The sequence below is a fragment of the Cupriavidus sp. C1SS-2L genome (assembly GCF_057073735.1).
The window spans coordinates 713,423-736,700 of record NZ_CP172708.1; the positions used below are offsets into that span (position 1 = coordinate 713,423).

18 protein-coding genes are annotated in these 23,278 nt (G+C 65.6%); 13 read left to right on the top strand and 5 right to left on the bottom strand.

Going from position 1 to position 23,278, the window contains the following annotated elements; genetic code table 11:
• Positions 1-2: 2 nt before the first annotated feature.
• On the top strand, positions 3-1,220 hold the full coding sequence (locus tag ACIGJG_RS03370) for a PepSY-associated TM helix domain-containing protein (protein ID WP_483672751.1): 1,218 nt from the start codon (positions 3-5) through the stop codon (positions 1,218-1,220).
• Between the two features lie 66 nt (positions 1,221-1,286).
• On the opposite strand, the gene panC is transcribed toward ACIGJG_RS03370, so the two are convergent.
• From panC to ACIGJG_RS03385, 3 genes are all read right to left on the bottom strand, one after another.
• Complete coding sequence (gene panC / locus ACIGJG_RS03375) at positions 1,287-2,135, bottom strand: pantoate--beta-alanine ligase (protein WP_011296855.1); 849 nt, start codon at positions 2,133-2,135, stop codon at positions 1,287-1,289.
• 149 nt (positions 2,136-2,284) lie between these two features.
• Complete coding sequence (locus ACIGJG_RS03380) at positions 2,285-3,175, bottom strand: segregation and condensation protein A (protein ID WP_140950942.1); 891 nt, start codon at positions 3,173-3,175, stop codon at positions 2,285-2,287.
• A gap of 34 nt (positions 3,176-3,209) precedes the next feature.
• Positions 3,210-3,401, bottom strand: a complete 192-nt coding sequence (locus ACIGJG_RS03385; RefSeq protein WP_041679489.1) for a DUF3460 family protein — start codon at positions 3,399-3,401, stop codon at positions 3,210-3,212.
• Between the two features lie 231 nt (positions 3,402-3,632).
• Between ACIGJG_RS03385 and ACIGJG_RS03390 the strand changes: the two genes are divergently transcribed.
• From ACIGJG_RS03390 to bamE, 3 genes are read left to right on the top strand one after another with little or no spacing between them, the layout of a single operon-like run.
• Positions 3,633-5,471: an autotransporter assembly complex protein TamA gene (locus ACIGJG_RS03390; RefSeq protein ID WP_011296858.1), complete on the top strand. Its 1,839-nt coding sequence runs from the start codon at positions 3,633-3,635 to the stop codon at positions 5,469-5,471.
• Positions 5,471-9,664, top strand: a complete 4,194-nt coding sequence (locus ACIGJG_RS03395; RefSeq protein WP_483672752.1) for a translocation/assembly module TamB domain-containing protein — start codon at positions 5,471-5,473, stop codon at positions 9,662-9,664. The genes ACIGJG_RS03390 and ACIGJG_RS03395 overlap by 1 nt, the downstream gene beginning before the upstream one ends.
• A 52-nt stretch (positions 9,665-9,716) precedes the next feature.
• Positions 9,717-10,265 (top strand): outer membrane protein assembly factor BamE domain-containing protein, encoded by a 549-nt coding sequence (bamE, locus tag ACIGJG_RS03400; protein WP_011296860.1) that lies wholly within the window; start codon positions 9,717-9,719, stop codon positions 10,263-10,265.
• 74 nt (positions 10,266-10,339) lie between these two features.
• On the opposite strand, the gene metG is transcribed toward bamE, so the two are convergent.
• Positions 10,340-12,406, bottom strand: coding sequence for a methionine--tRNA ligase (gene metG, locus ACIGJG_RS03405; protein ID WP_011296861.1), 2,067 nt, complete (start codon positions 12,404-12,406; stop codon positions 10,340-10,342).
• 310 nt (positions 12,407-12,716) lie between these two features.
• Positions 12,717-13,355, bottom strand: a complete 639-nt coding sequence (locus ACIGJG_RS03410; RefSeq protein ID WP_011296862.1) for a YiaD family glycine zipper/OmpA-like lipoprotein — start codon at positions 13,353-13,355, stop codon at positions 12,717-12,719.
• Positions 13,356-13,721: 366 nt separating this feature from the next.
• On the opposite strand from ACIGJG_RS03410, the gene apbC reads away from it, so the two are divergent.
• The 9 genes from apbC (at position 13,722) to ACIGJG_RS03455 (ending at position 23,276) form a co-directional block, all read left to right on the top strand.
• Complete coding sequence (gene apbC / locus ACIGJG_RS03415) at positions 13,722-14,810, top strand: iron-sulfur cluster carrier protein ApbC (RefSeq protein WP_011296863.1); 1,089 nt, start codon at positions 13,722-13,724, stop codon at positions 14,808-14,810.
• An 11-nt stretch (positions 14,811-14,821) separates the two neighbouring features.
• Positions 14,822-15,334, top strand: coding sequence for a DUF3305 domain-containing protein (locus ACIGJG_RS03420; RefSeq protein WP_011296864.1), 513 nt, complete (start codon positions 14,822-14,824; stop codon positions 15,332-15,334).
• Positions 15,335-15,346: 12 nt separating this feature from the next.
• Positions 15,347-15,904: a DUF3306 domain-containing protein gene (locus ACIGJG_RS03425; RefSeq protein WP_483672753.1), complete on the top strand. Its 558-nt coding sequence runs from the start codon at positions 15,347-15,349 to the stop codon at positions 15,902-15,904.
• A 99-nt stretch (positions 15,905-16,003) separates the two neighbouring features.
• The gene (locus ACIGJG_RS03430; RefSeq protein ID WP_483672754.1) at positions 16,004-18,157 is read left to right on the top strand and encodes a 4Fe-4S dicluster domain-containing protein; all 2,154 of its coding nucleotides are present in this window, start codon (positions 16,004-16,006) and stop codon (positions 18,155-18,157) included.
• Between the two features lie 34 nt (positions 18,158-18,191).
• Complete coding sequence (locus ACIGJG_RS03435) at positions 18,192-18,824, top strand: TorD/DmsD family molecular chaperone (RefSeq protein WP_140950938.1); 633 nt, start codon at positions 18,192-18,194, stop codon at positions 18,822-18,824.
• A gap of 144 nt (positions 18,825-18,968) precedes the next feature.
• Positions 18,969-19,184 carry a formate dehydrogenase gene (locus ACIGJG_RS03440; protein WP_041679490.1) on the top strand — a complete coding sequence of 72 codons (216 nt, stop codon included), beginning with the start codon at positions 18,969-18,971 and terminating at the stop codon, positions 19,182-19,184.
• 77 nt (positions 19,185-19,261) lie between these two features.
• Complete coding sequence (locus tag ACIGJG_RS03445; protein WP_140950937.1) at positions 19,262-22,300, top strand: molybdopterin-dependent oxidoreductase; 3,039 nt, start codon at positions 19,262-19,264, stop codon at positions 22,298-22,300.
• A gap of 29 nt (positions 22,301-22,329) precedes the next feature.
• Positions 22,330-23,043 carry a formate dehydrogenase FDH3 subunit beta gene (gene fdh3B / locus ACIGJG_RS03450; protein ID WP_011296870.1) on the top strand — a complete coding sequence of 238 codons (714 nt, stop codon included), beginning with the start codon at positions 22,330-22,332 and terminating at the stop codon, positions 23,041-23,043.
• Positions 23,040-23,276, top strand: coding sequence for a hypothetical protein (locus ACIGJG_RS03455; protein ID WP_011296871.1), 237 nt, complete (start codon positions 23,040-23,042; stop codon positions 23,274-23,276). Before fdh3B ends, ACIGJG_RS03455 begins: the two co-directional genes overlap by 4 nt.
• Positions 23,277-23,278: the final 2 nt, after the last annotated feature.

Sequence of the window (23,278 nt, forward strand, 5' to 3'; positions counted from 1 at the left end):
CAATGGTCACCGGCCGCCTACGCGTTGTCATCGTCAAGCTGCACCTGTATATCGGGCTGATCTTCGGCCTGTTGTTCGTCCTGATGGGGCTGACCGGCACTACCATCGCATGGCGCGACGAGCTCGATGCATGGCTGAATCCCGATCTGCTGGTGGCATCGGCGCCCGTGCGGATGCCGGTGTCCTCCGATACGGTGCAGGCCGTCACCGAGCGCCTGTCCGGCCCCGGCTATGGCCGGCCGAACATGCTGATGCTGCCGGTGGAGGAACACGGCGTCTTCGTCGCCTGGTATCCGGTCAAGGGACCCGATGGCGTGGTGCCGGGCCGCTCGCGCCAGGTCATGGTCGATCCGGTCACGTTCGAAGTGAAGGGCGAGCGGGTGTGGGGCGAGTTTGGCCTGTCGCGCCAGTTGCTGCTGCCGACGCTGTTCCATCTGCACCGCTACCTGCTCAGCGGCGAAACCGGCAAGACCATCACAGGTGTGACCGGCATGATGCTGCTGATCATGGTGCTGCTCGGCATTGTGGCATGGTGGCCGAAGCTGCGGCCGCGCTCCGTGTTCCAGGCGTTCCGCATCACGCATGGCGGCTCGTGGTCGCGCTTCACCTATACGTTGCACCGTGCGGGCGGCATCTTTGCCGCGCCGGTGCTGGCGACCATCGCTTTCTCGGGCTGGTACCTGAACCTGCCGAAGTGGGTGACGCCCATCGTTTCCAGCGTCATGACGGTGACGCCGCCGGCCAAGCATGCATCGGCACCCGCCGAGCCCGGTGCGCGGCCGCTCGGCGCCGCGCAGATCATGGCGACCGCCCAAGCCGAATATCCCGACGCCACCGTGACCCGCATCAGTTTTCCTCGTAAGGCGGGCGATGCCTATGAAGTGCGCCTGCGCCAGCCCGACGAGGTGCGCAAGGACAGCGGCGCTACGCGGCTATGGCTAGATGCCTATACCGGCAAGCGCCTTGGCGCGCGCGACCCGGCCGATGCGCCGGCCGGCGACACCTTCCTGAACTGGCTGTTCCCGCTGCATACGGGCGAGGCCTTCGGCGTGCCCGGCGGCCTCTTCATCACCGTCTTTGGCCTGGCGCCGCTGATGTTCGGGATCACCGGCGTGCTGATCTGGTGGAAGCGCCGGCGCGGGCACCAGCGCCACGTGACCAAGGTCCGCCAGCGGGCCGGCATCCGCAGCACGCGCAGCGCTGAAAAGGCCGAGGCCTGAAATGCAAAGAGCAAGCCGCAAGGCTTGCTCTTCTTGTCTGGGCGAAGTGGCCGCTGGCCGCGGGGCTCAGATTTCGAGGTTGTCGATGAGGCGGGTGGCGCCGAGCTTGGCAGCCGTCAGCACCACCAGCGGCTCGCCGGCGGCGAATTCCTCGGGCGTCGGCGCCTGCAGGTTGCTGCGCTTGCGGATCGACACGTAGTCGGGCTTCCAGCCGCGCTGCGCCAGGGTGGCGCAAGCGTCCGCTTCGACGGTGGCCAGCCGGGTGGCCGCGCGGTCGCTGCCCAGCACGGTGTCGCGCACGTCGTGCAGCGTGCGGTAAAGCATGGGCGCCTCGGCGCGCTCGGCTTCGGTGAGGTAGCGATTGCGCGACGACAGCGCCAGGCCGTCCTCGGCACGCACGGTCTCCGCGGGCACGATCTCGATCGGCAGCGCGAACTGGTGGACCATGCGGCGCACGATCATGAGCTGCTGGTAGTCCTTCTTGCCGAACACCGCCACGCGCGGCTGCGCGGCCGTGAACAGCTTCATCACCACGGTGCAGACGCCCTTGAAGAAGCCCGGGCGGAACTCGCCTTCCAGGATATCGCCGAGATCGTGGGGGGGATCCACGCGGTATTCCTGCGGCTCCGGGTACATGTCGCGCTCGGTCGGCGCGAACAGCACGTACACGCCTTCGCTCTGCAGCTTTTCGATGTCGTCCTGCAGCGTGCGCGGGTACTTGTCGAAGTCCTCGTTCGGGCCGAACTGCAGGCGGTTGACGAAGATGGATGCCACCACCGGATCGCCGTGCTGGCGCGCCAGGCGCATCAGCGACAGGTGACCTTCGTGCAGGTTGCCCATGGTCGGGACAAACGCGACCCGGTTTTGCCCGCGCAACTGGTCACGCAGCTCTTGGATGGAGGAAATGACTTTCATGAACTTGGTGTGCTGTCGTGGTATGGGTGATCCTGGCGCCTTCTGGCGGGCGCATCGACAAGTCTCGGCGGACCCTGTCCGGGCTCTTCGCGGTTGTCGGCGGATTGTAGAACATGTGGCACCGCGGTGGGCGCGGCGCGACGGGGAGGTCAGGTAGGGGTGTACGCCAATCGAACATAAATTGGCGCGAACGGCTCGGCCTGCGTGATCTCCACGAGCGACTCGCGCGACAGCTCCAGCATGGCGATGAAGTTCACCACCACGATGGGCACGCCCTTGCCGGAACGGATCGCGTCATCGAACAGCTCGGTGAATTCCATGAAGCGCGCGTGCTGCAGCCGGCGCAGGATCTGGCTCATGTGCTCGCGCACCGAGAGTTCTTCACGCGAGATCTTGTGGTGCTGGTTGAGCTTGGCGCGCTTGAGCACGTCGGCCCAGGCCGACTGGAGGTCGACCGTTTCCACGTCCGGGAAGCGCGGCGCCAGGCTCTGTTCGATATAGACCTGCGAGCGCAGAAAATCGCGGCCGAGCTGCGGCACGGTATCCAGGCGCTGCGCGGCCAGCTTCATCTGTTCGTATTCAAGCAGGCGGCGCACCAGCTCGGCGCGCGGATCTTCGGCATCCTCGTCGCTGTCGGCCTTCTTGACCGGCAGCAGCATGCGCGACTTGATCTCGATGAGCATCGCCGCCATCAGCAGGTATTCCGCCGCCAATTCCAGATTGGTCTTGCGGATCTGCTCGATGTACGACAGGTACTGCCGCGTGACCTGCGACATCGGAATGTCGAGGACGTTGAAGTTCTGCTTGCGGATCAGGTACAGCAGCAGGTCCAGCGGGCCTTCGAACGCTTCGAGGAAGATCTCGAGCGCATCGGGCGGGATGTACAGGTCCTGCGGCAGCTTGAACAGCGGCTCGCCATACAGGCGTGCGAACGCCATGCCGTCGACCACGTCGGTGGGGCCGTCCTCGCCGGCCGATGCGGCCTGCGGCGCAGCGGGCAGTTCCACGGCAAGCAGCTTGTCCTGATCGCTCTGGTTCATGAGTGGCGTGCGCTATACGGCACGTCAGGCGCGATCAGTTGTCCAGCGAATACACGTAGGGCTTTTGCGCCACACGGGAAGCCTGGGCGCGGGACCGTTCTTCGAGATCGATCGGTTCCTTGTCCCACAGCAGGGCGCGGCCTTCGCGCTGCTCGGTCTCGAGTGCGGGACGTTCCTGCTTCAGGGACTTCAGGAACTGGGTGATTTCCGATTCGTACATGGCCATGGTGGGATTCTGGTAATGCGCCGCTTGGCGGCTGAAAGGTACGGTGCCGCAGGATTTTACAGTATCCGCGCCGTGCAACGCTCCCTTCGGGGCAGCCGGATGCGACGCAGCCCGCACCTGGGCGCATGTTGTCGCAGGTCATGGTTCCGGGCATAGGCGGGGGTGTGGTCAAATACCCACTTTGCGTGCTGCCGGCACGCGCCATCCCGCCCGGCGGAGCAATTGCAGCGAATGAGGACCGAAAGGACCGAATCGGCCCGCGTGGCGGCCGCCCCTGACAGGACTGTCCGCCCGGAGGCGCGGTCATGGACACCCGCGCGCCTGCGCAGGGTGTTCCTGTCCGCGCTTGCCGTCGCGTGGCTGCTGCCGGCACAGGCCGCCTACAAGGTGGAGGTCGAGGCGCCCAAGCCGCTGCGCGAGATCCTGGAAAACCACCTCGACCTGTCCCGTTACAAGGACCGCACCGACCTGTCGCCCAACCAGTTCGCCTACATGGTGGAAACCGTGGGTGACCAGGTGCGCCAGTTTGCCTCGACTGAAGGGTATTTCGATCCTGTCACCACCGCGCGCGTGGAAGGCGAGGGCGACAAGCGCGTTGTCCATGTCACAGTCGATCCCGGCGCGCGCACGATCATCCGCAACGTCGACATCAAGGTGGACGGGCCCGCGGCCACGCGCTCGCCCGAGCAGGTGGCCGAGGTGCAGAAGAAATGGGGCCTGCCGGTGGGCGACCCGTTCCGGCAGGAGGACTGGGACAAGGCCAAGGAAGATGCGCTGGTGACGCTGCAGAGCCGCAGCTACTTTGGCGCGCGGCTGGCGCAGTCGCAGGCGCGGATCGAGCCCGATGAACTGCGCGCGGACCTGTCGGCGCGCTATGACAGCGGCCCGGCCTACCTGCTGGGGCCGTTGCGCGTGAGCGGCACGCGCCGCTATCCCGAGCAGATCATCTACAACGTCAATCCGCTCAACGAAGGCGAGCCCTACCGCGTGGAGCGGCTGCTGGAACTGCAGCGTGCGATCCAGAACCAGCCCTATTTCTCGAACGTGCAGGTCGACCTGGTCACGCCCGAAGGCACGGCGGCCAATCCGCCCGACGGCGTAGTGACAGCGCCCGTGTCGGTCAAGGTGCGCGAGTATCCCGAGCACCGGCTCAACAGCGGTGTGGGCTTTACCACCGATACCGGCGCGCAGGTGGAAGGGCGCTATTCGTACTACAACCTGTTCAACCGCGCGTGGGTGTTCGATTCCCAGGCCCGCATCGAGCAGAAGCGCTCCTACCTGTTCGCGGAAACGGCCATGCCGCCGGACCGCAGTACCTTCCGCAACAGCATTTACAGCAGCTACGAGCGCACCATCGACCTCGAGAACACTGACACTACCAGCTGGCGCGCGGGCCTGAAGCGCTCACGCTCGCGCGAGAAGTACGACATTACGATGTCGCTGGACTTCTACTACGACAACCTGCTGCCGGAGGGCCAGCAGGCGCAGATCAGCAAGGCGCTGGTGCCGGCCTTTGCCTGGACGCGGCGTGATGTCGACAACCCCGTGTTCCCGCGCCGCGGCAATGTCATCAGTACCCAGCTTGGCGTGGCGGCCAAGGGCCTGCTCAGCGATGCCACGTTCTTCCGCATGTACGGGCGTATCCGCCAGTACGTGCCGGTTGGCAATCGCGACTTGTTCGTCGCGCGGCTGGAACTGGGCGCCAACATGACCACCGCCGATTCCAGCAAGATCCCGGCGACGCTGCGCTTCCGGGCCGGCGGCACCGACTCCATCCGAGGCTACAGCTACCAGTCGATCGGCACGCCGAGCGGCTCGAGCGTGCTGCCAGCGAAGTACCTCGCCACCGGCGGACTGGAATACCAGTACTGGTTCAAGCCCGAATGGGGTGTCGCGGTGTTCTGGGACGCCGGCACGGCAGCCGATGCGCTCAATGACGTAAAGATCTACAACGGCGTGGGTATCGGCGCGCGCTGGCGCAGCCCGGTCGGGCCGGTGCAGCTCGACGTGGGCTACGGTGTCCAGAAACAGCAGTTCCGTCCCCATATCTCGCTCGGGGTGGCGTTCTGATGAGCCTCGTCGACATGCCTTCCGTGCCGGGCCGGGGCGGCGACGTGCCGCCGCCTGAGTCGCCGTCCCCCACGCCCCCGCCGCGGCGCCGCCGGCGAATCTGGCGAGTGCTCGGCTGGATCGCCGCCTTGCTGGTGGCCCTGCTGGTCACGCTGGTTGCTGCCGGCGTGTTCGCCCTGCGCTCGGAAACCGGCACGCGGCAGCTATGGACGCTGGCCACCAGGCTGTCGGCGGGCATGCTCTCGGGCAAGTTCGAGGGCGGCACGGTGTTCCAGGGACTGCGATTACGCGACGTGGTGTTCGCGAGCGGCGAAACGCGCGTGACCGTCGATCGCGTCGACAGCAGCTGGGACCTGGCGTGGTCGCCGCGGCACTGGCATGTGGTGTGGCTGCGCATCGGCAAGGTGGATGTGCAACTCGGGCCATCGGAGCCCAGTACGACGCCGGCAAAGATGCCGGCCTCGCTCGAATTGCCGCTGGCGATCGACATCGACACGCTGACGCTGGACCGCTTGGCCCTACGCACGAGCCCGGCTCCCACGACGGAACCGATGATCTTTTCCGGGCTCGCGGGGGCCTTTCATTCCGACGGACAGCGGCACCGGCTGACGATCGACAGGCTCGAGACACCGTATGGAAAGCTTGCCGCCAACGCGCAGATCGCCGCGCAGGCGCCGTTCGCGCTGAACGCCGAGGCGCTGCTTGAGGCGAGCTGGCAGAAGGAGGCCTTCACCATCAGTGCGAGCGCGAAGGGTTCTCTGGATACATTGCGCGCCGAGCTCGAGGCCACTGGCGAGCGGATCCGCGCGCGGGCGAATGCCGATGTGACGCCGTTCGGCAAGGTGCCGTTCACGCACCTGCTCGTCGACGGGGAGCGCATCAATCCACGTTTGTTCAGTCCGTCGGCGCCACAGGCGAACCTGACGGTCCATGCCGAATTGCGGCCGGTCGACGAAGCCGGTGCGCCGGCGAAGCCAGCCGCTGCGTCGGCGCCACCATCGGCACCCGCATCGGCACCCGCATCGGCACCCGCATCGGCACCCGCATCGACGGCGGCTTCCGCCGTGTCCGCGCCTGCATCCGCCGCCGCGCCGCTCACCGTGGCCGGCGACATCGTAGTGCGCAACCTCGAACCGGGACTGATCGATGCCGGCAAGTTGCCGCTGCAGTCCGTGCAGGCGCAAGTGCAGCTCAACGAGAAGTCCCAGACCCTGCGCGACCTGCGTATTGCGCTGTCCGGCAAGGCCGAGATTACCGGCAGCGGCACGCTGCAGGATGGCCGCGGTGCGTTCGACCTGGACGTGCACCGGCTCAACCCGGCCGCGCTGTACGGTTCCCTGACAGAGGCCAGCCTGTCCGGTCCGCTGGCCGTGCGCCTGGAACCCGGCCGGCAGAGTGTGGCGCTGGACCTGACCGGTGGCGAGCTCAAGCTGTTTGCCGATGCCAGCATGGACGAAGAAACGCTGACCCTGTCGGCATTGCGCGCGACGCTCGGGGCAGGAACCCTCACCGCCGACGGCAAGCTTGGCCTCAAGGACGAACAGGCGTTCGAATTCAAGGGCAAGCTGGCCGCGTTCGATCCGGCGCGGCTCGCCAAGGTTGCCAGCGGCCGCATCAATGCCGACTTCAGCACGACAGGCACGCTGGCGAAGGAAATTCGCGCCGCCGTGGATTTCACGGTGCGTGAGAGCGAGTACGCGGGCCTGCCGATGACCGGCTCCGGCAAGATCCGCGTGGCCGGCGAGCGCTTGCTGCCGAGCGAGGCCTCGCTCAGCATGGCCGGCAACCAGGTCGATCTGCGCGGCAGTTTCGGCGCGCGCGGCGATCGCCTGCATGTGGCCGTGGATGCGCCCCAGCTCGATCGGCTGAAATTCGGCGTGGCAGGCAAGCTGAAGCTTGACGCCGACGTGAGCGGGACGATCAAGCGGCCCGAGGTCGTGGGCGACTACAGCGCACAGGCCCTGACCGTCGGCCCGCACAGCGTGGCCACGGCCAGCGGCCATGCCGAGATACGCGGCGGCCTCGACGGCACGCTGTCGGTGCAGCTCGCGGCGCGCGGCTACAAAGGGCCGCAGGCCAGCCTCAGCACGCTCGACGCCACGCTGAACGGCACGCAGGCCAGCCATACTTTCGATGCCAAGGCTGACGGCACGCTGCATCAGCGGCCGCTGCACGTGGCACTGTCCGGGCAGGGCGGCTGGAAGGGGCCGAAGGACGGCTGGCAGGGCACCATCCGCACGTTTGAGGAACGCAGCTCGGTCAACCTGCGGCTGGCCGCGCCGGCACAGCTGACTGTGGCCGAGCAGCGCTTGGAGCTCGGTGCCACGCGCTTGCTGTTCGATCGCGCCGTGCTGCAGATCGACAGCCTGAACTGGGATCATGGCCGCATCCGCACGCAAGGCCACCTGGACGGCTTGCAGGTCGGCCACGTGCTCGAACTCGTCGAAACGCTGACGGGTGAGAAGCCGCCACTGCGTTCCGACCTGGTCATCGATGGCCGCTGGAACCTGACGCTCGCGGAAACCGCTGCCGGGTTTGCCGAGATCCGACGCCGCAGCGGCGATGCCTCGGTCAACGCGGGGCGTGGCTTCACATCGCTCGGGCTCGGCGAGACCTCGCTGCGCGCCGATATTGCCGGTAATCGCATCACGCTGCGTGGCGGTACGTTGGCCGATCGCATCGGCAAGGTGGCGGTCGATGTATCGGCCGGCCTGGTGCCGGATCAAGGCCTGCTCAGCGTTGGGCCGGCCTCCACACTGGGTGGGTCGGTGCAAGTGGATGTGCCGCGGCTCAAATCGCTGGAAGCGCTGAGCGGCCCGCAGTACGCGTTCGAAGGCAAGCTGGCGGCCGCGCTGAAGCTGTCCGGCACCGTGGGCGCGCCGGTGCTGACTGGCACCGTCGACGGCGACGGCATCGCGCTGACGATGTACGACCTCGGCATCCGCCTCACGGATGGCATCGTGCGTATTGTGCTCGACCAGAACACCGTGGAGCTGAAGCAGGTGGAATTCCGCGGCGGCGACGGCAAGGTCACCGCGACCGGTAACGTCAAGCTGGGCGAGGCCGATCCGAACCTGACGGCCAGGATCGTCGCCGACAAGCTGCAGTTGTTCGCGAGCCCCGAACGCACGCTGATCCTGTCGGGTGATGCGACCATTGGCAACGAAAACCGCCAGATGGTGATCCGCGGCAAGTTCCGCGTCGACCGCGGCCTGTTCGACCTGCCAAAGGCCGGCGCGCCGGTGCTTGGCGACGACGTCGTGGTGGTGCGCCGCAAGGACCAGCGCGAACTGAAGACGGCGGCCACGCCCGCACCGGAAGCAAAACCTGCGAGCAAGTTCAGTCCTTTGATCGAGATTACCGTGGACCTCGGCAACGACTTCCGCTTCCGCGGCGCCGGTGCTGATCTGGAACTGGCCGGGCAGATGAACGTGCGCAGCGAGCCGCTCGCGCCGATGCGGGCCACGGGCACCGTGCGCGTCACCGAGGGCACCTACGAAGCCTTTGGCCGCAAGCTGAACATCGAACGCGGTACCATCAATTTCAACGGTCCGATCGACAATCCGAACATGTACATCCGCGCGATGCGGCGCGGACAGGAAGTGGAGGCTGGCGTGGAAGTGACCGGCACGGTGCGGCTTCCGCGCGTGCGGCTGGTGTCCGAGCCCAATGTGCCGGAGGAAGACAAGCTGTCTTGGCTGATGTTCGGCTACGGAGCGGAAAGCGCTGCGGCGGGCCAGCAGAAGCAGCTCGGCGGCGCGGCACTCGGCGGCGCCGCGCTCGGCATGATCGGCGGCAAGGCGGGGAAGGGCGTCGTGCAGCATTTCGGGCTCGACGAGTTTTCCATCGGTCCTTCCACCGCCGGCCTGAACGACCAGCAGGTTGTGAGCGTGGGCAAGGCGGTGACCGACAAGCTGTCGGTGGGCTACGAGCAGAGCCTGACGTCGGCGTCCAACGTGGTCAAGCTGACCTGGGCGTTTTCGCGACGCTGGTCGCTGATCGCCAAGGGCGGCTCCATCAATGGCCTGTCGGTCTTGTTCAACCGCCGCTTCGATAACTGGGGCGTCCTGTTTTCGGGTGCCTCGAACCGCAGCAGTACCAGAAGGAGCCAGGACGATGGCAATCCCGAATCCGATATCGAAAGCGCGGTGCAGGCCGCATCCGCCGCGGTCGCTGAGCCGGTCAAGCGCTGACCGCTTTGATTGTTCCCCATTCCATTACGCGTCGCCGCGACGCCTTGCCGCCATGGGTCTGATAGCTTCCTTGCTTGCATTGTTTGGCTGCGACCAGCGGAAGGTCGACGAGGCCATGAAAAAAGCCGGCGACACGGCGCGCGCGACGTGGAATTCGGTCAAGCCTGACAGCCAGCTGTTCAAGGGCATCGAGCCGGGGCAGTCGACTGAAGAGGATGTGCTGCGGCAGGCGGGCAAGCCCGATATCGTCTGGGAAGATGAGAATGGGGCCCGGCGGCTGGAGTACCCGCGTGGGCCGGAAGGAGCGACCACCTGGATGGTGACGATCGGTGCGGATGGCAAGGTCGCGCGCATCGAGCAGGTGCTGACCGCGGAGAACTTCACGCGCGTGCGGCCTGGGATGAACCAGGATCAGGTCAGGCGGATCCTTGGCAAGCCGACCAAGGTTGAGAAATTTGCCTTGAAGAAGGAAGAGGTTTGGGGGTATCGGTGGTGGGAGTCGTCGCAGGAGAAGGCGTTCTTTAATGTGCACTTCAATCCTGAGGGGGTGGTGACGACGACGTCGCGCAGCGACGATCCTTCTCGCATGCAGGGCGGGTGATAGCTCCGAGGCGATAAAGAAAAACGGCGGCTGCCTGGAGGGCGCCGCCGTTTTTTTCCTGTCGTGCAGGCAGATCAGCCGATCCGCATGCCGGGCACCGCACCGCTGTGCGGCTCCAGGATGTAGAGCCCCGGATTGGCCTTCTCATCAGCGGCCGAAGCAGCCAGCACCATCCCTTCGGATACGCCAAACTTCATCTTGCGCGGTGCCAGGTTGGCAACCACCACGGTCAGCTTGCCGACAAGCTGCTCCGGCGTGTAGGCCGACTGGATGCCGGAGAACACATTGCGCGTACGGCCTTCGCCAAGGTCCAGCGTCAGCTGCAGCAACTTGCTGGAGCCTTCGACCTTCTGGCATTCCACAATCTTGGCAACCCGCAGATCGATCTTCGCGAAGTCGTCGATCGTGATGGTGTCGGCGATCGGCTCGATCGAAGCGGCCGCTGCCGCGCCGGCGGCGGGCGCCGTCGCCTGCAGCGATTCCCGGTTGGCGGCCAGCAGCGCATCGACCTGCTTGGCATCGACGCGCGTCATCAGGTGCTGGTACGCCTGCACCGGGCTGGAAGCCGACAGCTGCTTGTCGATCGCGCGCCAGTCCAGCGGCTCGACATTGAGGAAGCGCTCCACGCCGGCGGCCACGGTCGGTACCACGGGCTTCAGATAGACCGTCAGCAGACGGAAGGCCTCGAGCGACACCGAGCATGCGGCATGCAGCGCACTGCGCTTGGCTTCATCCTTCGCCAGTTCCCACGGCTTTTCGGTATCGACGAACGCATTGACCGTGTCGGTCAGCTCCATCACCAGGCGCAGCGCCTTGCTGTACTCGCGTGCTTCATAGAGCTGCGCGACTTGCGGCGCGGCTTCGCGCAGTTGCTTGAGCAGCGGGTGCGCCAGCGCGGCTTCGTCGACCTTGCCTTCGAAGCGCTTGACCAGGAAGCCCGCCGCGCGGCTCGCGATGTTGACGTACTTGCCGATCAGGTCGCTGTTGACGCGAGCGATAAAGTCGTCCAGGTTCAGGTCCAGGTCTTCCATGCTCGCGTTGAGCTTGGCGGCGAAGTAGTAGCGCAGCCATTCCGGGTTCATGCCGGTGTCGATGTAGCTCTGCGCGGTGATGAACGTGCCGCGTGACTTGCTCATCTTGGCGCCATCCACGGTCAGGAAGCCGTGCGCGAACACGTTGGTCGGCGTGCGGTAGCCCGAGAAGCGCAGCATGGCCGGCCAGAACAGCGTGTGGAAGTACAGGATGTCCTTGCCGATGAAGTGGTACTGCTCGGCCGTGGAGTGCGGGCCGACCCATGCGTCGAAGTCGATGCCTTTCTTCTCGGCCAGGTTCTTGAAGCTTGCGTAGTAGCCGATCGGGGCGTCCAGCCACACATAGAAGTACTTGCCCGGTGCGCCCGGGATCTCGAAGCCGAAGTACGGCGCGTCGCGCGAGATGTCCCAGTCCGAGAGCGTCGAGGCTTCGCCTTCGCTGCCGAGCCATTCCTGCATCTTGTTGGCGGCTTCAGGCTGGGCCAGATCGGCCACCCACTCGCGCAGGAAGGTTTCGCAGCGCGGGTCGGACAGCTTGAAGAAGAAGTGCGTCGACGACTTGCGCACCGGCGTGGCGCCCGAGACGACCGAGTACGGATTCTTCAGGTCGGTCGGCACATAGGTGGTGCCGCAGACTTCACACGAGTCCCCGTACTGATCCTTTGCACCGCACTTCGGGCACTCGCCCTTGATGAAGCGGTCCGGCAGGAACATGTTCTTGACCGGGTCGTAGAACTGTTCGACTTCGCGTTCGGCGATCAGGTCGTCGGCCTTCAGGGCCAGGTAGATCTTTTCGCACAGCTCGCGGTTTTCCTCCGCGTCGGTGCTGTAGTAGTTGTCGAACGACACCAGGAAGCTGTCGAAGTCGCGCTTGTGCTCGGTCCAGACGCGGTCGATCAGTTGCTTGGGCGTGATGCCTTCCTTCTCGGCGCGCAGCATGACCGGCGTACCGTGGGTGTCGTCGGCGCCGACGTAGTAAACCTCGTTGCCCATCATGCGCTGGAAGCGCACCCAGATGTCGGTCTGGATGTACTCCACCAGGTGGCCGATATGAATCTGGCCGTTGGCATATGGCAGGGCAGATGTGACGAGGATACGACGTGCGGTCATAAAAAAGAGCCGGTGGGGGTGACGGGGAAGCGTTCGGACAAGCGGCTACGGCGAAGCCGGGCGGCAGGCGCGAAAGGGCTATTCTAGCAAGCACCGCGTCACAGGGCCGGCATTGCGCGCGGCGAAATCCCGTGGATTGTCGAGTGCTCGTATGGACACTCCTTGTGGCGCGGGCCAAAAAAAAGCGCCGGTCAGCGCCGGCGCAGCTTTCCACAACGGAAAAGGAGGAGAAATCAGGCACCGCCCGGGAGGTCAGCCACCTATCGCGAGCCAGCAACGGTGGCAAGCGGTACCTGTTTCTATGACTAGGTCATCCCTGAATTGGTTTCAAAAAAATTTCGACCCGGCGATTTTGTGTCCGGCCGGCCTCGGTAGCGTTGTCCGCGACGGGCTGAGTCTGGCCGCGCCCCTCGGCCGAGAGGCGGTTCCGTGCGACGCCGCGATCACCCAGGTAGGTGGCCACGCTCTGGGCGCGCCGCTGCGACAGCTGCATGTTGTACTGCGCGTTGCCGGTGCTATCGGTATGGCCCACGACATTGGCGACCACGTCCTGGTGCTGGCCCAGCGTCTGGGCGACCTGGTCGAGCACCGAGCGGAACGACGGCTTGATCGTGGCGCTGTCGGTATCGAACGTGACCTGGCTCGGGATATTGACCTTGAGCGAGCCGTCCGGCTGCTCGGTGATCTGGGTGCCGGTGCCGGCCGTGTCCTTGTTCAGCTTGCCGCGGATGGCGTTCCAGTTGTAGCCCGTGGCACCACCGACTGCGCCGCCCACGGCAGCGCCGACCAGTGTGCCAGTCGTGTTGCCGCCGATCAGGTTGCCCAGCCCCGCGCCCACGGCAGCGCCCACGCCGGTCCCGACGGCGGTGTGCGTCTGTTGTTCGGTGGCGCAGCCGGCAGCCAGAAGTGTGGCCGCGGCGAGCGAGACGGTGGCGAACTTGAATTTCATGCTTTCTCCTTCTGAAGATCCCGTAGAAGTATTCTTGCCTGCTGCAACGTAGATGGTAACGCCGATAGTAACGCGCTGCGCACCCGGCGCACCTCGCAACTCCCTGGGCGCCGTGCATGCGGCGGGCAGGGCAGAGCCCCGTGCAGCACCGGGGCACTACAATATGGATATGGCGGCGCGCGCACAAGTGCAAGCTTGTGAGAATTGTAAATGTCTGTAATCCCACAAAAAGTCCACGCGGCCCGCAGCGGGAAAACCCATAAGCCATGCAAGGGATTGCGGGCCGACTCGCGGACTTGATGGCCACTGCTTCATACTTTGATACATTAGCCTGTCCCCACTATCTACAAACAAGCGGAGTTTGTCTTGAGCCTCAGCACTGAACAGGTCACGGAAGTCCTGCGCACGGTCATCGATCCCAATACGGGCAAAGATCTGGTGTCCACCCGCTCGGCCCGGAATATCCGTGTCGACGGCGGCGACGTGTCGCTCGAGGTGGAACTCGGCTATCCGGGCAAGAGCCAGTTCGAGCCGATTCGCAAGCTGGTTGTCGCTGCAGTGCGTCAACTGCCTGGCGTCAGCAATGTCAGCGTCAACATCAGCATGAAGATCGTCGCCCACGCCGTGCAGCGTGGCGTCAAGCTGCTGGCTGGCGTGAAGAACGTGATTGCCGTGGCGTCGGGCAAGGGCGGGGTGGGCAAGTCCACCACGGCGGTCAACCTGGCGCTGGCGCTGGCTGCCGAAGGCGCGCGTGTTGGCATGCTGGACGCCGATATCTACGGCCCGAGCCTGCCGATGATGCTGGGCATCGACGGCCGCCCGGAATCGTCCGACGGCCAGACCATGGAGCCGCTGGAAGGCCATGGCCTGCAGGCCAATTCGATCGGTTTCCTGATCGAACAGGACAACCCCATGGTGTGGCGCGGCCCGATGGTCACGTCGGCGCTTGAACAACTGCTGCGGCAGACCAACTGGCATGACCTCGATTACCTGATCGTCGACATGCCACCGGGCACCGGCGACATCCAACTCACGCTGTCGCAGAAGGTGCCGGTCACGGGTGCCGTGATCGTGACCACGCCGCAGGACATTGCACTGCTAGACGCCAAGAAGGGCCTGAAAATGTTCGAGAAGGTGGGCATCCCCATCCTGGGCATCGTCGAGAACATGGCGGTGTACTGCTGCCCGAACTGCGGCCACGTCGAACATATCTTCGGCCAGGGCGGCGGCGAAAAGATGTGCGCCGACTACGGGGTCGACCTGCTGGGCAGCCTGCCGCTGAACCTGTCGATCCGCGAACAGGCGGACTCGGGCCGCCCGACGGTGGTATCCGACCCCGACAGCCCGGTGGCGGAGCTGTACCGTGGCATCGCCCGCAAGGTCGCCATCAAGGTGGCCGACAAGGCTCGCGACATGACCAGCAAGTTCCCCAGCATCGTCGTGCAGAACACCTGAGGCCCTGCGCCATGGAAACGAGCGCCCCGCAAGCCCGTCCCGCCGTCACCATGGCGGTGGTCATGCGCAGGGTGGCGCTGGCCAGCCGCTGGCAGCCCTGGAAATGGGAACTCGACGCGGTCTGGCCGGACCTGGGCGAATTCGGCACCGTGCCCATGTGCCTCGAGCAGGACGAGCACGGCGCACGCTGGCTGTATCCGGGGTTCGAGGTCGTGCTGTTCCATGACCAGGGCGAAGGCTACTACCTCAACCTCACATCGACGCAGCCCTGCTGGTTCGTGCATTGGCGCATGCAGGAAGACGTGCCCGCGGACGAGGCGCGGCCGGTGCCTGTGACGGTCTCGCTGTCGTACAACGAGGCCGGCCGCTGGCTGGACGCCGGCGAAACCGTGGAAAACGTGCCGCTTGCGCCCGACCAGCGTGACTGGCTGCAGGCCTACGTCGACCAGAACTACCGCCCCGAACCGAAGCAGCGCCGCCGGCCCGAGTCGTTCAAGGCGCCGGAGGATCGCGCGCGTTACTGACGGCCACCTGCCATGAGCGAATCGTCCTTCCTGTCACGCTGGTCGCGCCGCAAGGCCGCAGTGCGGGAAGGCGGTGTCGTGCCGGACGAACCTGACGCACCCGAAGCGACCTTGCCCGCGCAAGTGCCGGACGCTGCAGAGCAAACACCGGCCGCCGCCGAAATGCCGGTCGAGTTGCCGACCATGGCCGACGTGGCCCTGCTGCAGCCTGGCGATAACATCGCGCGCTTTGTCGTGCGCGGCGTGGACGAGGGCGTCAAGCGCGCCGCGCTCAAGAACTTGTTTGCCGACCCGCACTTCAATGTGATGGACGGTCTCGATACCTATATCGACGACTACGGCAAGCCTGACCCGATTCCCCCCGACGTGCTGCGGCGCCTGCGGCAGTCGGAGGCGCTGGGATTGTTCGACGCCGAGGAGGCGACGGAAGCAACCGGAGCGACGGACGCCGAAGAGCTGCCTGCGCCAGCAGCGCAGGCAGCAGCGTTGTCCGATGCCGCACCGGATGACGCGGCCCCGTCCGGATCTCCGGCGCAGCCCGAGGATACGGGGCCGGATAAACACGCGTAGCCCCGCGGCTGCAGCCGCGCCTAGAATAGGACTCCCCATGAACTCCCGGCCTGCAGACCCTCGCAAGAAGGGCATCCGGGCCGGTCAGCCGGATTCGCCATGCCGACGCTGATTTGCAGTTGCAATGAGACCATGCCGCTTGATGGGGCGGCGCTGTCGCAAGCCCATGGTGGCCCGCTTAAGGTCCACCGCCTGCTGTGTCGCCGGGAGATCGGCGATTTCATGGCGGCGCTCGACGGCACGGACGACGTGATCGTCGCCTGCACGCAGGAGCGGCATCTTTTTGCCGAGGTGGCCGCGCAGGCCGCGCGCGGCGACAACGGCCGCCCGGTGGTGGTCGCGCCTGTGCGCTTCGTCAATATCCGCGAGACCGGCGGCTGGTCGCAGGGCGCAAAGCGCGACCCGAAGACCGCCAACGCCAAGATTGCCGCGCTGCTGGCCGTCGCCGCGCTGCCCGAGCCGGACCCGGTCCCCGTGGTGGACTACCGTTCAGACGGCTCCGTGCTCGTGATGGGCCCCCCCGATCGCGCGTTGCCGTGGGCCGAACGTCTGGCGGCGATGTCGTTGGAGGTCACCGTCCTGCTGACGCACGGCGACATTCAGGTGGCATCGGCTGCCGCGCCAGCGGAGCGTGCCTGGCCAGTGCACAGCGGAACGCTGCGCGCGCTATCCGGGTGGCTGGGCGCGTTCGAGGCCTCGTGGGATACCGGCGCGGGCCGCGGCAACCCGATCGACCTCGATCTGTGCACGCGCTGCAATGCCTGCATCGAAGCCTGTCCCGAGAACGCGATCGACTTCAGTTACCAGATCGACATGGACCGCTGTCGTGCCCACCGCGATTGCGTGCGCGCCTGCGGCGCGGCGGCTGCGATCGATTTCGACCGGCCGGCGGCGGTTGCCGGGGGCCGTTTCGACCTGGTCTTCGACCTCAATGACACGCCGGCCTTTACGATGCACCAGCCGCCGCAGGGCTACCTGCACGCAGGCGGCGCCGCACTGCGCCAGCAACAACAGGCGCTGGCCCTGACGCAGCTCGTGGGCGAGTTCGAAAAGCCGAAATTCTTCCGCTACAAGGAAAGCCTCTGCGCCCACGGCCGCAACCAGACCACCGGCTGCACGGCCTGTATCGACATCTGTTCGACGCAGGCGATCCGCTCGCAATGGCATGACGGCAAGGGACGCATCGAGGTCACGCCAAATCTCTGCATGGGCTGCGGAGCGTGCACCACGGTCTGCCCGAGCGGGGCAATCAGCTACGCGTATCCGGCCCCGGAGGTGCTGGGCACGCGCCTGCGCACGCTGCTGTCGGCGTATCGCTCGGCAGGCGGCCGAGACGCCGTGGTGCTGCTGCATGGCGAAGAGGCTGGCACGCCGGCCATCCTGGCGCTCGGGCGTGCCGCGCGCGCCGGACTGGCGCAGGGCGTGCCGCCGAACGTGATGCCGGTGCAGGTGTTCCATCCGGCCTCGGCCGGGCTGGAACTCTGGCTGGCGGCGCTGTGCTGGGGCGCGGCGCATGTGGCGATACTCCTGACCGGTGACGAGGCGCCGCAGTACCGTACCGCCCTGCAGGAGCAGATCGATGTGGCGCGGGCGCTGCTGGGGGGACTTGGCTACAAGGCCGGCGCGGTGTCGCTGGTCGAGGCAGCCGATGCTTCATCGCTGGATGCCGGGCTTGCCGCGCTGCGGCCCGCCCGCCACGCCTTGCCCCCGGCGCCCTTCGGTGCCGTGGCCGCCAAGCGCGAAATGTTCGACTTCGCGCTCGACCATCTCATGCGGCATGCGCCCGTACCGGCCGATATCGTTCCGCTGCCATCCGCCGCCCCGATCGGCGCGGTAGTCGTGGATACCGCAAGCTGCACGCTGTGCATGGCCTGCGTGGGCGCTTGCCCGACCCAGGCGCTGCGCGACAACCCGGAACGCCCGGTGCTGGGGTTCCTGGAGCGCAACTGCGTCCAGTGCGGCCTGTGCGAGAAGACCTGCCCGGAACACGCGATCACGCTCGTGCCCCGCCTGCTGACCGGCGAGGCCGCGCGGCGCAACGTCACGCTCAACGAGTCGCAGCCATTCCACTGTGTGCGCTGCGCCAAGCCGTTCGGCACGGCGCAGATGGTGGAATCGATGCTGGTCCGGCTGGCCGGCCATCCCGCCTTTGCCGGCGCGGCCGCCGAGCGCCTCAAGATGTGCCCGGACTGCCGCGTCGTCGACATGATGGAGCGCGATCCCGGCGCCATTAGCGGCGCCACGCTTCGATAAGCGTTTGGAGCCTCACCAAAAATTTCATCACGACATGACAGATTTTCAGCCCATCCAGCTCACGGCTGCGGCGCCCGTCGGCGACGCCGAGGACATTGCCCGCGCGGACCTGTACGGCCTGCTGGCCACACTGTTCTACCGCGCGCCGGATTCCGCGCTGCTCCATCATATCGCGGCCAATCGCGCGCACGGCGAGGATGCGGACACGGTACTGGGCCGCGCGTGGAATATGTTGTGCGATGCGGCATCGACCACGAGCGAGCTGGAGGCGCAAGAGGAGTACCAGGACCTGTTTCAGGGCGTCGGCCGCCAGGAAGTCTTTCTGTATGGCTCGTTCTACCTCACCGGTTTCCTGAACGAGCGCCCGCTGGTTGCGCTGCGCGACGACCTGGCGCGCTACGGGCTGGTTCGGCACGAGAATGTCAGCGAGACCGAAGACCATGTGGCGACGCTGTGCGAGGTAATGCGGTTCCTGGTCGCTGGCGATGATGTGGGCGTCTCCAACCTTGGCGAGCAGCAGCGTTTCTATGCGCAGCACATGCAGCCATGGATCGGGAAATTGTGCGATGCACTAAGCGGGCATCCGAAAGCGCGGTTCTATCGCAGCGTTGCGGGACTGATGCAGGCCTTTGCAGACGTCGAAGCTGTGCAGCTCGAAATGCATTGAATCGAATGGGGGGCATCCCTCTCCGAAATAGGGATTAACCCGGTAACGGCATGGTCTTTCAGCTGTCTTGCACCTAGAATATGCATAACAACGCATAACGGCTGAATCATCGGCAGTGGAGTGCCGAACCGAGGAGTGCCCCACATGAAAGAGACGCAACCCAGGGTCGCGCGCCGCACGTTTCTGGCGGGCGCTGGTGTTGTCGCTGCCGCCGCAGGCGCAGCGTCGCTGACGGCGCGGGGTCCGGCCGCGCCAGCCGGGATCGCCGCGATTCCCGAGCCTTCCGACGCACCGTCGGAGAACAAGGGCTATCGCGTTTCCGAACACATTCGCAAGTACTACCGCACCACACTCGTGTAAGCATGCCGGCGCGCCGGCAACGCGGCGCCGCCAATCCGCATGGGCTGAACAGCTGCTTTCCTCTGCTGAGGTGAGACATGATCTTGACCCGCAAACGCGCGGCGCAGGGCGCATCGACCCGACTCGCTGATGGCCTGGCACAGGCCAGCACGACATCCACGACATCCGGTAGCGGCAGGCTTGCGACGCGGCTTGCCGCAGGCCTGGCCGGCGCCATGCCGACCATGGACCGGCGCAGCTTCCTCAAGCGTTCCGGCATCGGTGTCGGGGTGGGGTTGGCCGCGTCGCAACTGACGCTGCTGCGCAAGGCCGATGCCGCCGACGACAAGACCGTCGCAGCCGCCGAAGGCAAGGGCGGCATCGTGGTGAAGCGTACCGTGTGCGGCCACTGCTCGGTCGGATGCGCGGTGGATGCGGTGGTGCAGAACGGCGTGTGGGTGCGGCAGGAACCGGTGTTCGATTCGCCGATCAATATGGGCGCTCACTGTGCGAAGGGCGCCGCGCTGCGCGAGCATGGCCACGGCGAGTACCGGCTGAAGTACCCGATGAAGCTGATCAACGGCAAGTATCAGCGCATCAGCTGGGACCAGGCGCTCGACGAGATCACCGCGAAGATGAAGGAGATGCGCCAGCAGACCGGTCCCGATTCCCTGTTCTTCGTCGGCTCGTCCAAGCACAGCAACGAGCAGTCCTACCTGTTGCGCAAGTGGGTGTCGTTCTTCGGCACCAACAACACCGACCACCAGGCGCGCATCTGCCACTCCACCACCGTGGCGGGCGTGGCGAACACCTGGGGCTACGGGGCGATGACCAACTCGTACAACGATATGCAGAACGCGAAGGCGGCTCTGTATATCGGCTCCAACGCGGCCGAGGCGCACCCGGTGTCGATGTTGCACCTGCTGCATGCGAAGGAGAACGGCTGCAAGGTGATCGTGGTGGATCCGCGCTTTACGCGCACGGCCGCCAAGGCTGACCACTACGTGCGCATCCGCTCGGGCACCGACATCGCTTTCCTGTTCGGGGTGCTTTACCACATCTTCCAGAACGGCTGGGAAGACCCGAAATACCTGCAAGACCGCGTCTACGGCATGGACAAGGTCAAGGCGGAAGTGCTGGCCAAGTGGACGCCTGACAAGGTCGAGGAAGTCTGCGGCGTGCCCGAGGCGCAGGTAAAGATGGTCGCTGAGACCATGGCGAAGAACCGGCCCAGCACGCTGGTCTGGTGCATGGGCCAGACGCAGCACACGATCGGCAACGCCATCGTGCGCGCGTCGTGCATCGTGCAGCTTGCGCTCGGCAACATCGGCGTGTCGGGCGGCGGCGCCAACATCTTCCGCGGTCACGACAATGTGCAGGGCGCCACCGACGTCGGCCCCAATCCTGATTCACTGCCGGGCTACTACGGCCTGGCTACCGGCGCGTGGAAGCACTACGCGGCGGTGTGGGGCGTGGACTATGAATGGATCAAGAAGCAGTTCGCCTCGCAGACGATGATGGAGAAGTCCGGCACGACCGTGTCGCGATGGATCGACATCGTCACCGAGAAGAACGAACTGATCGACCAGGACAACAACGTCCGCAGCGTGTTCTTCTGGGGGCATGCGCCGAACTCGCAGACGCGCGGCCTGGAAATGAAGAAGGCGATGGACAAGCTGGACCTGCTGGTCGTGATCGACCCGTATCCGTCCGCGACCGCCGCCATGGCCAACATGCCGCCGGCGGAGGGCGACAAGGTCAATCCGAACCGCGCGGTCTACCTGCTGCCGGCGTGCACGCAGTTCGAGACATCGGGATCCTGCACGGCTTCCAACCGCTCGCTGCAATGGCGCGAAAAGGTTATCGAGCCGTTGTTCGAATCGATGCCCGACCACACCATCATGCAGGCGTTCGCCGACAAGCTGGGCTTTGGCAAGGAGCTGTCGAAGAACTACAAGATGATCGAGGTGAAGCGCGCCGGCCGCACGTGGATGGAGCCGGAGATCGAGTCGATCCTGCGCGAGATCAACCGCAGCAACTGGACCATCGGCTACACCGGCCAGTCGCCGGAACGCCTCAAGGCCCATATGCGCAATATGCAGATGTTCGACGTGAAGACGTTGCGCTGCAGTGGCGGCAAGGACGCCGCGACTGGCTATGACCTGACCGGCGATTACTTCGGCCTGCCATGGCCTTGCTACGGCAATCCGGAACTCAAGCATCCGGGCTCGGCGAACCTGTACGACACCAGCAAGCACGTGATGGATGGCGGCGGCAATTTCCGCGCTAACTTCGGCGTGGAACGCGATGGCGTCAACCTGCTGGCCGAGGACGGTTCCTGCTCGAAGGGGGCCGAGATCACTACCGGCTATCCGGAGTTCGATCACGTGCTGCTCAAGAAGCTCGGCTGGTGGGATGACCTCACCGACGACGAGAAAAAGGCCGCCGAAGGCAAGAACTGGAAGACGGATCTGTCGGGCGGCATCCAGCGCGTGGTGCTCAAGGTGCATGGCTGCCATCCGTTCGGCAATGCCAAGGCGCGCGCCGTGGTGTGGAACTTCCCCGATCCGATTCCGCAGCACCGCGAGCCGCTGTATTCCACGCGGCCCGACATGGTCGCCAAGTACCCGACCCACGACGACAAGATGGCGTTCTGGCGGCTGCCGACGCTGTACAAGACCGTGCAGCAGCGCAACATCGAGAACAAGGTCTATGAGAAGTTCCCGATCATCCTGACCTCGGGCCGCCTTGTCGAATACGAGGGCGGTGGCGAGGAAACGCGCTCCAACCCGTGGCTGGCCGAACTGCAGCAGGAGAACTTCGTCGAGATCAACCCGCGCGCGGCGTCCGACCGCGGCATCCGCAACGGCGACTTCTGCTGGGTGAAGACACCGACCGGTGCGCGCATCAAGGTGCGCGCGCTGGTGACCGAGCGCGTGGGGCCGGACACCGCCTTCATCCCGTTCCATTTCTCGGGCTGGTGGCAGGGCAAGGACCTGAAGGACTACTACCCGGACGGCGCGATGCCGATCGTGCGCGGGGAAGCGGTCAATACGGCCACCACGTACGGCTATGACTCGGTGACGATGATGCAGGAAACCAAGACCACGATCTGCCAGATCGAACGCTTTGCCTGAATGCATGACATTGATCGCAGGATGACACCATGGCCCGCATGAAATTTATCTGTGACGCCGAGCGCTGCATCGAATGCAACAGCTGCGTCACCGCCTGCAAGAACGAGCATGAGGTGCCATGGGGCGTGAACCGGCGCCGCGTGGTCACTGTCAACGACGGCGTGGTCGGCGCCGAGAAATCGATCTCGGTCGCCTGCATGCACTGTTCGGACGCGCCGTGCATGGCGGTCTGCCCGGTCGACTGCTTCTACCGCACCGAAGACGGCGTGGTGCTGCACGACAAGGATGTGTGCATCGGCTGCGGCTACTGCTCGTACGCATGCCCGTTCGGTGCGCCGCAGTTCCCGTCCACGGGCACCTTCGGCGTGCGCGGCAAGATGGATAAATGCACATTCTGCGCGGGTGGGCCCGAGAAGAACGGCTCGGAGGCCGAGTTCGAGAAGTACGGCCGCAACCGCCTGGCCGAAGGCAAGCTGCCGCTGTGCGCGGAAATGTGCTCGACCAAGGCGCTGCTCGGCGGCGATGGCGACGTGATTGCCGACATCCTGCGCAATCGAGTGATCAAGCGCGGCAAAGGGGGCGATGTGTTCGGCTGGGGTACCGCATACGGCACGAAGGGCGGTGCGCAACAGGCGCCGGCCGCGCCCGCTGCACCTGCCGCTCCCGCACCGGGTAATGCGAGCGGAAGCGCGAACGGGAGCGCAACCGGGAGCGCAACCGCGAATGGGGGGCAACCATCATGACGCGCATCGCAATGATGGCCGTGCTGGCCGCGGCCGGCGTGCTGCTCGCAGCCTGTGGCGAAAAGGCACAGACCACGACCGCCTCGCACAAGAAGACCGATGCCGCCGCCTGGCAGGGCGCGCCCGATGATCCTTTCGTCGTCAAAGGCTGGACCGCGGGCGACAAGACGAGCTGGCAGAACCAGATCCGCCAGCGCAATCAGCTGCAGAACGAATACAACCGTACGCCGTGACT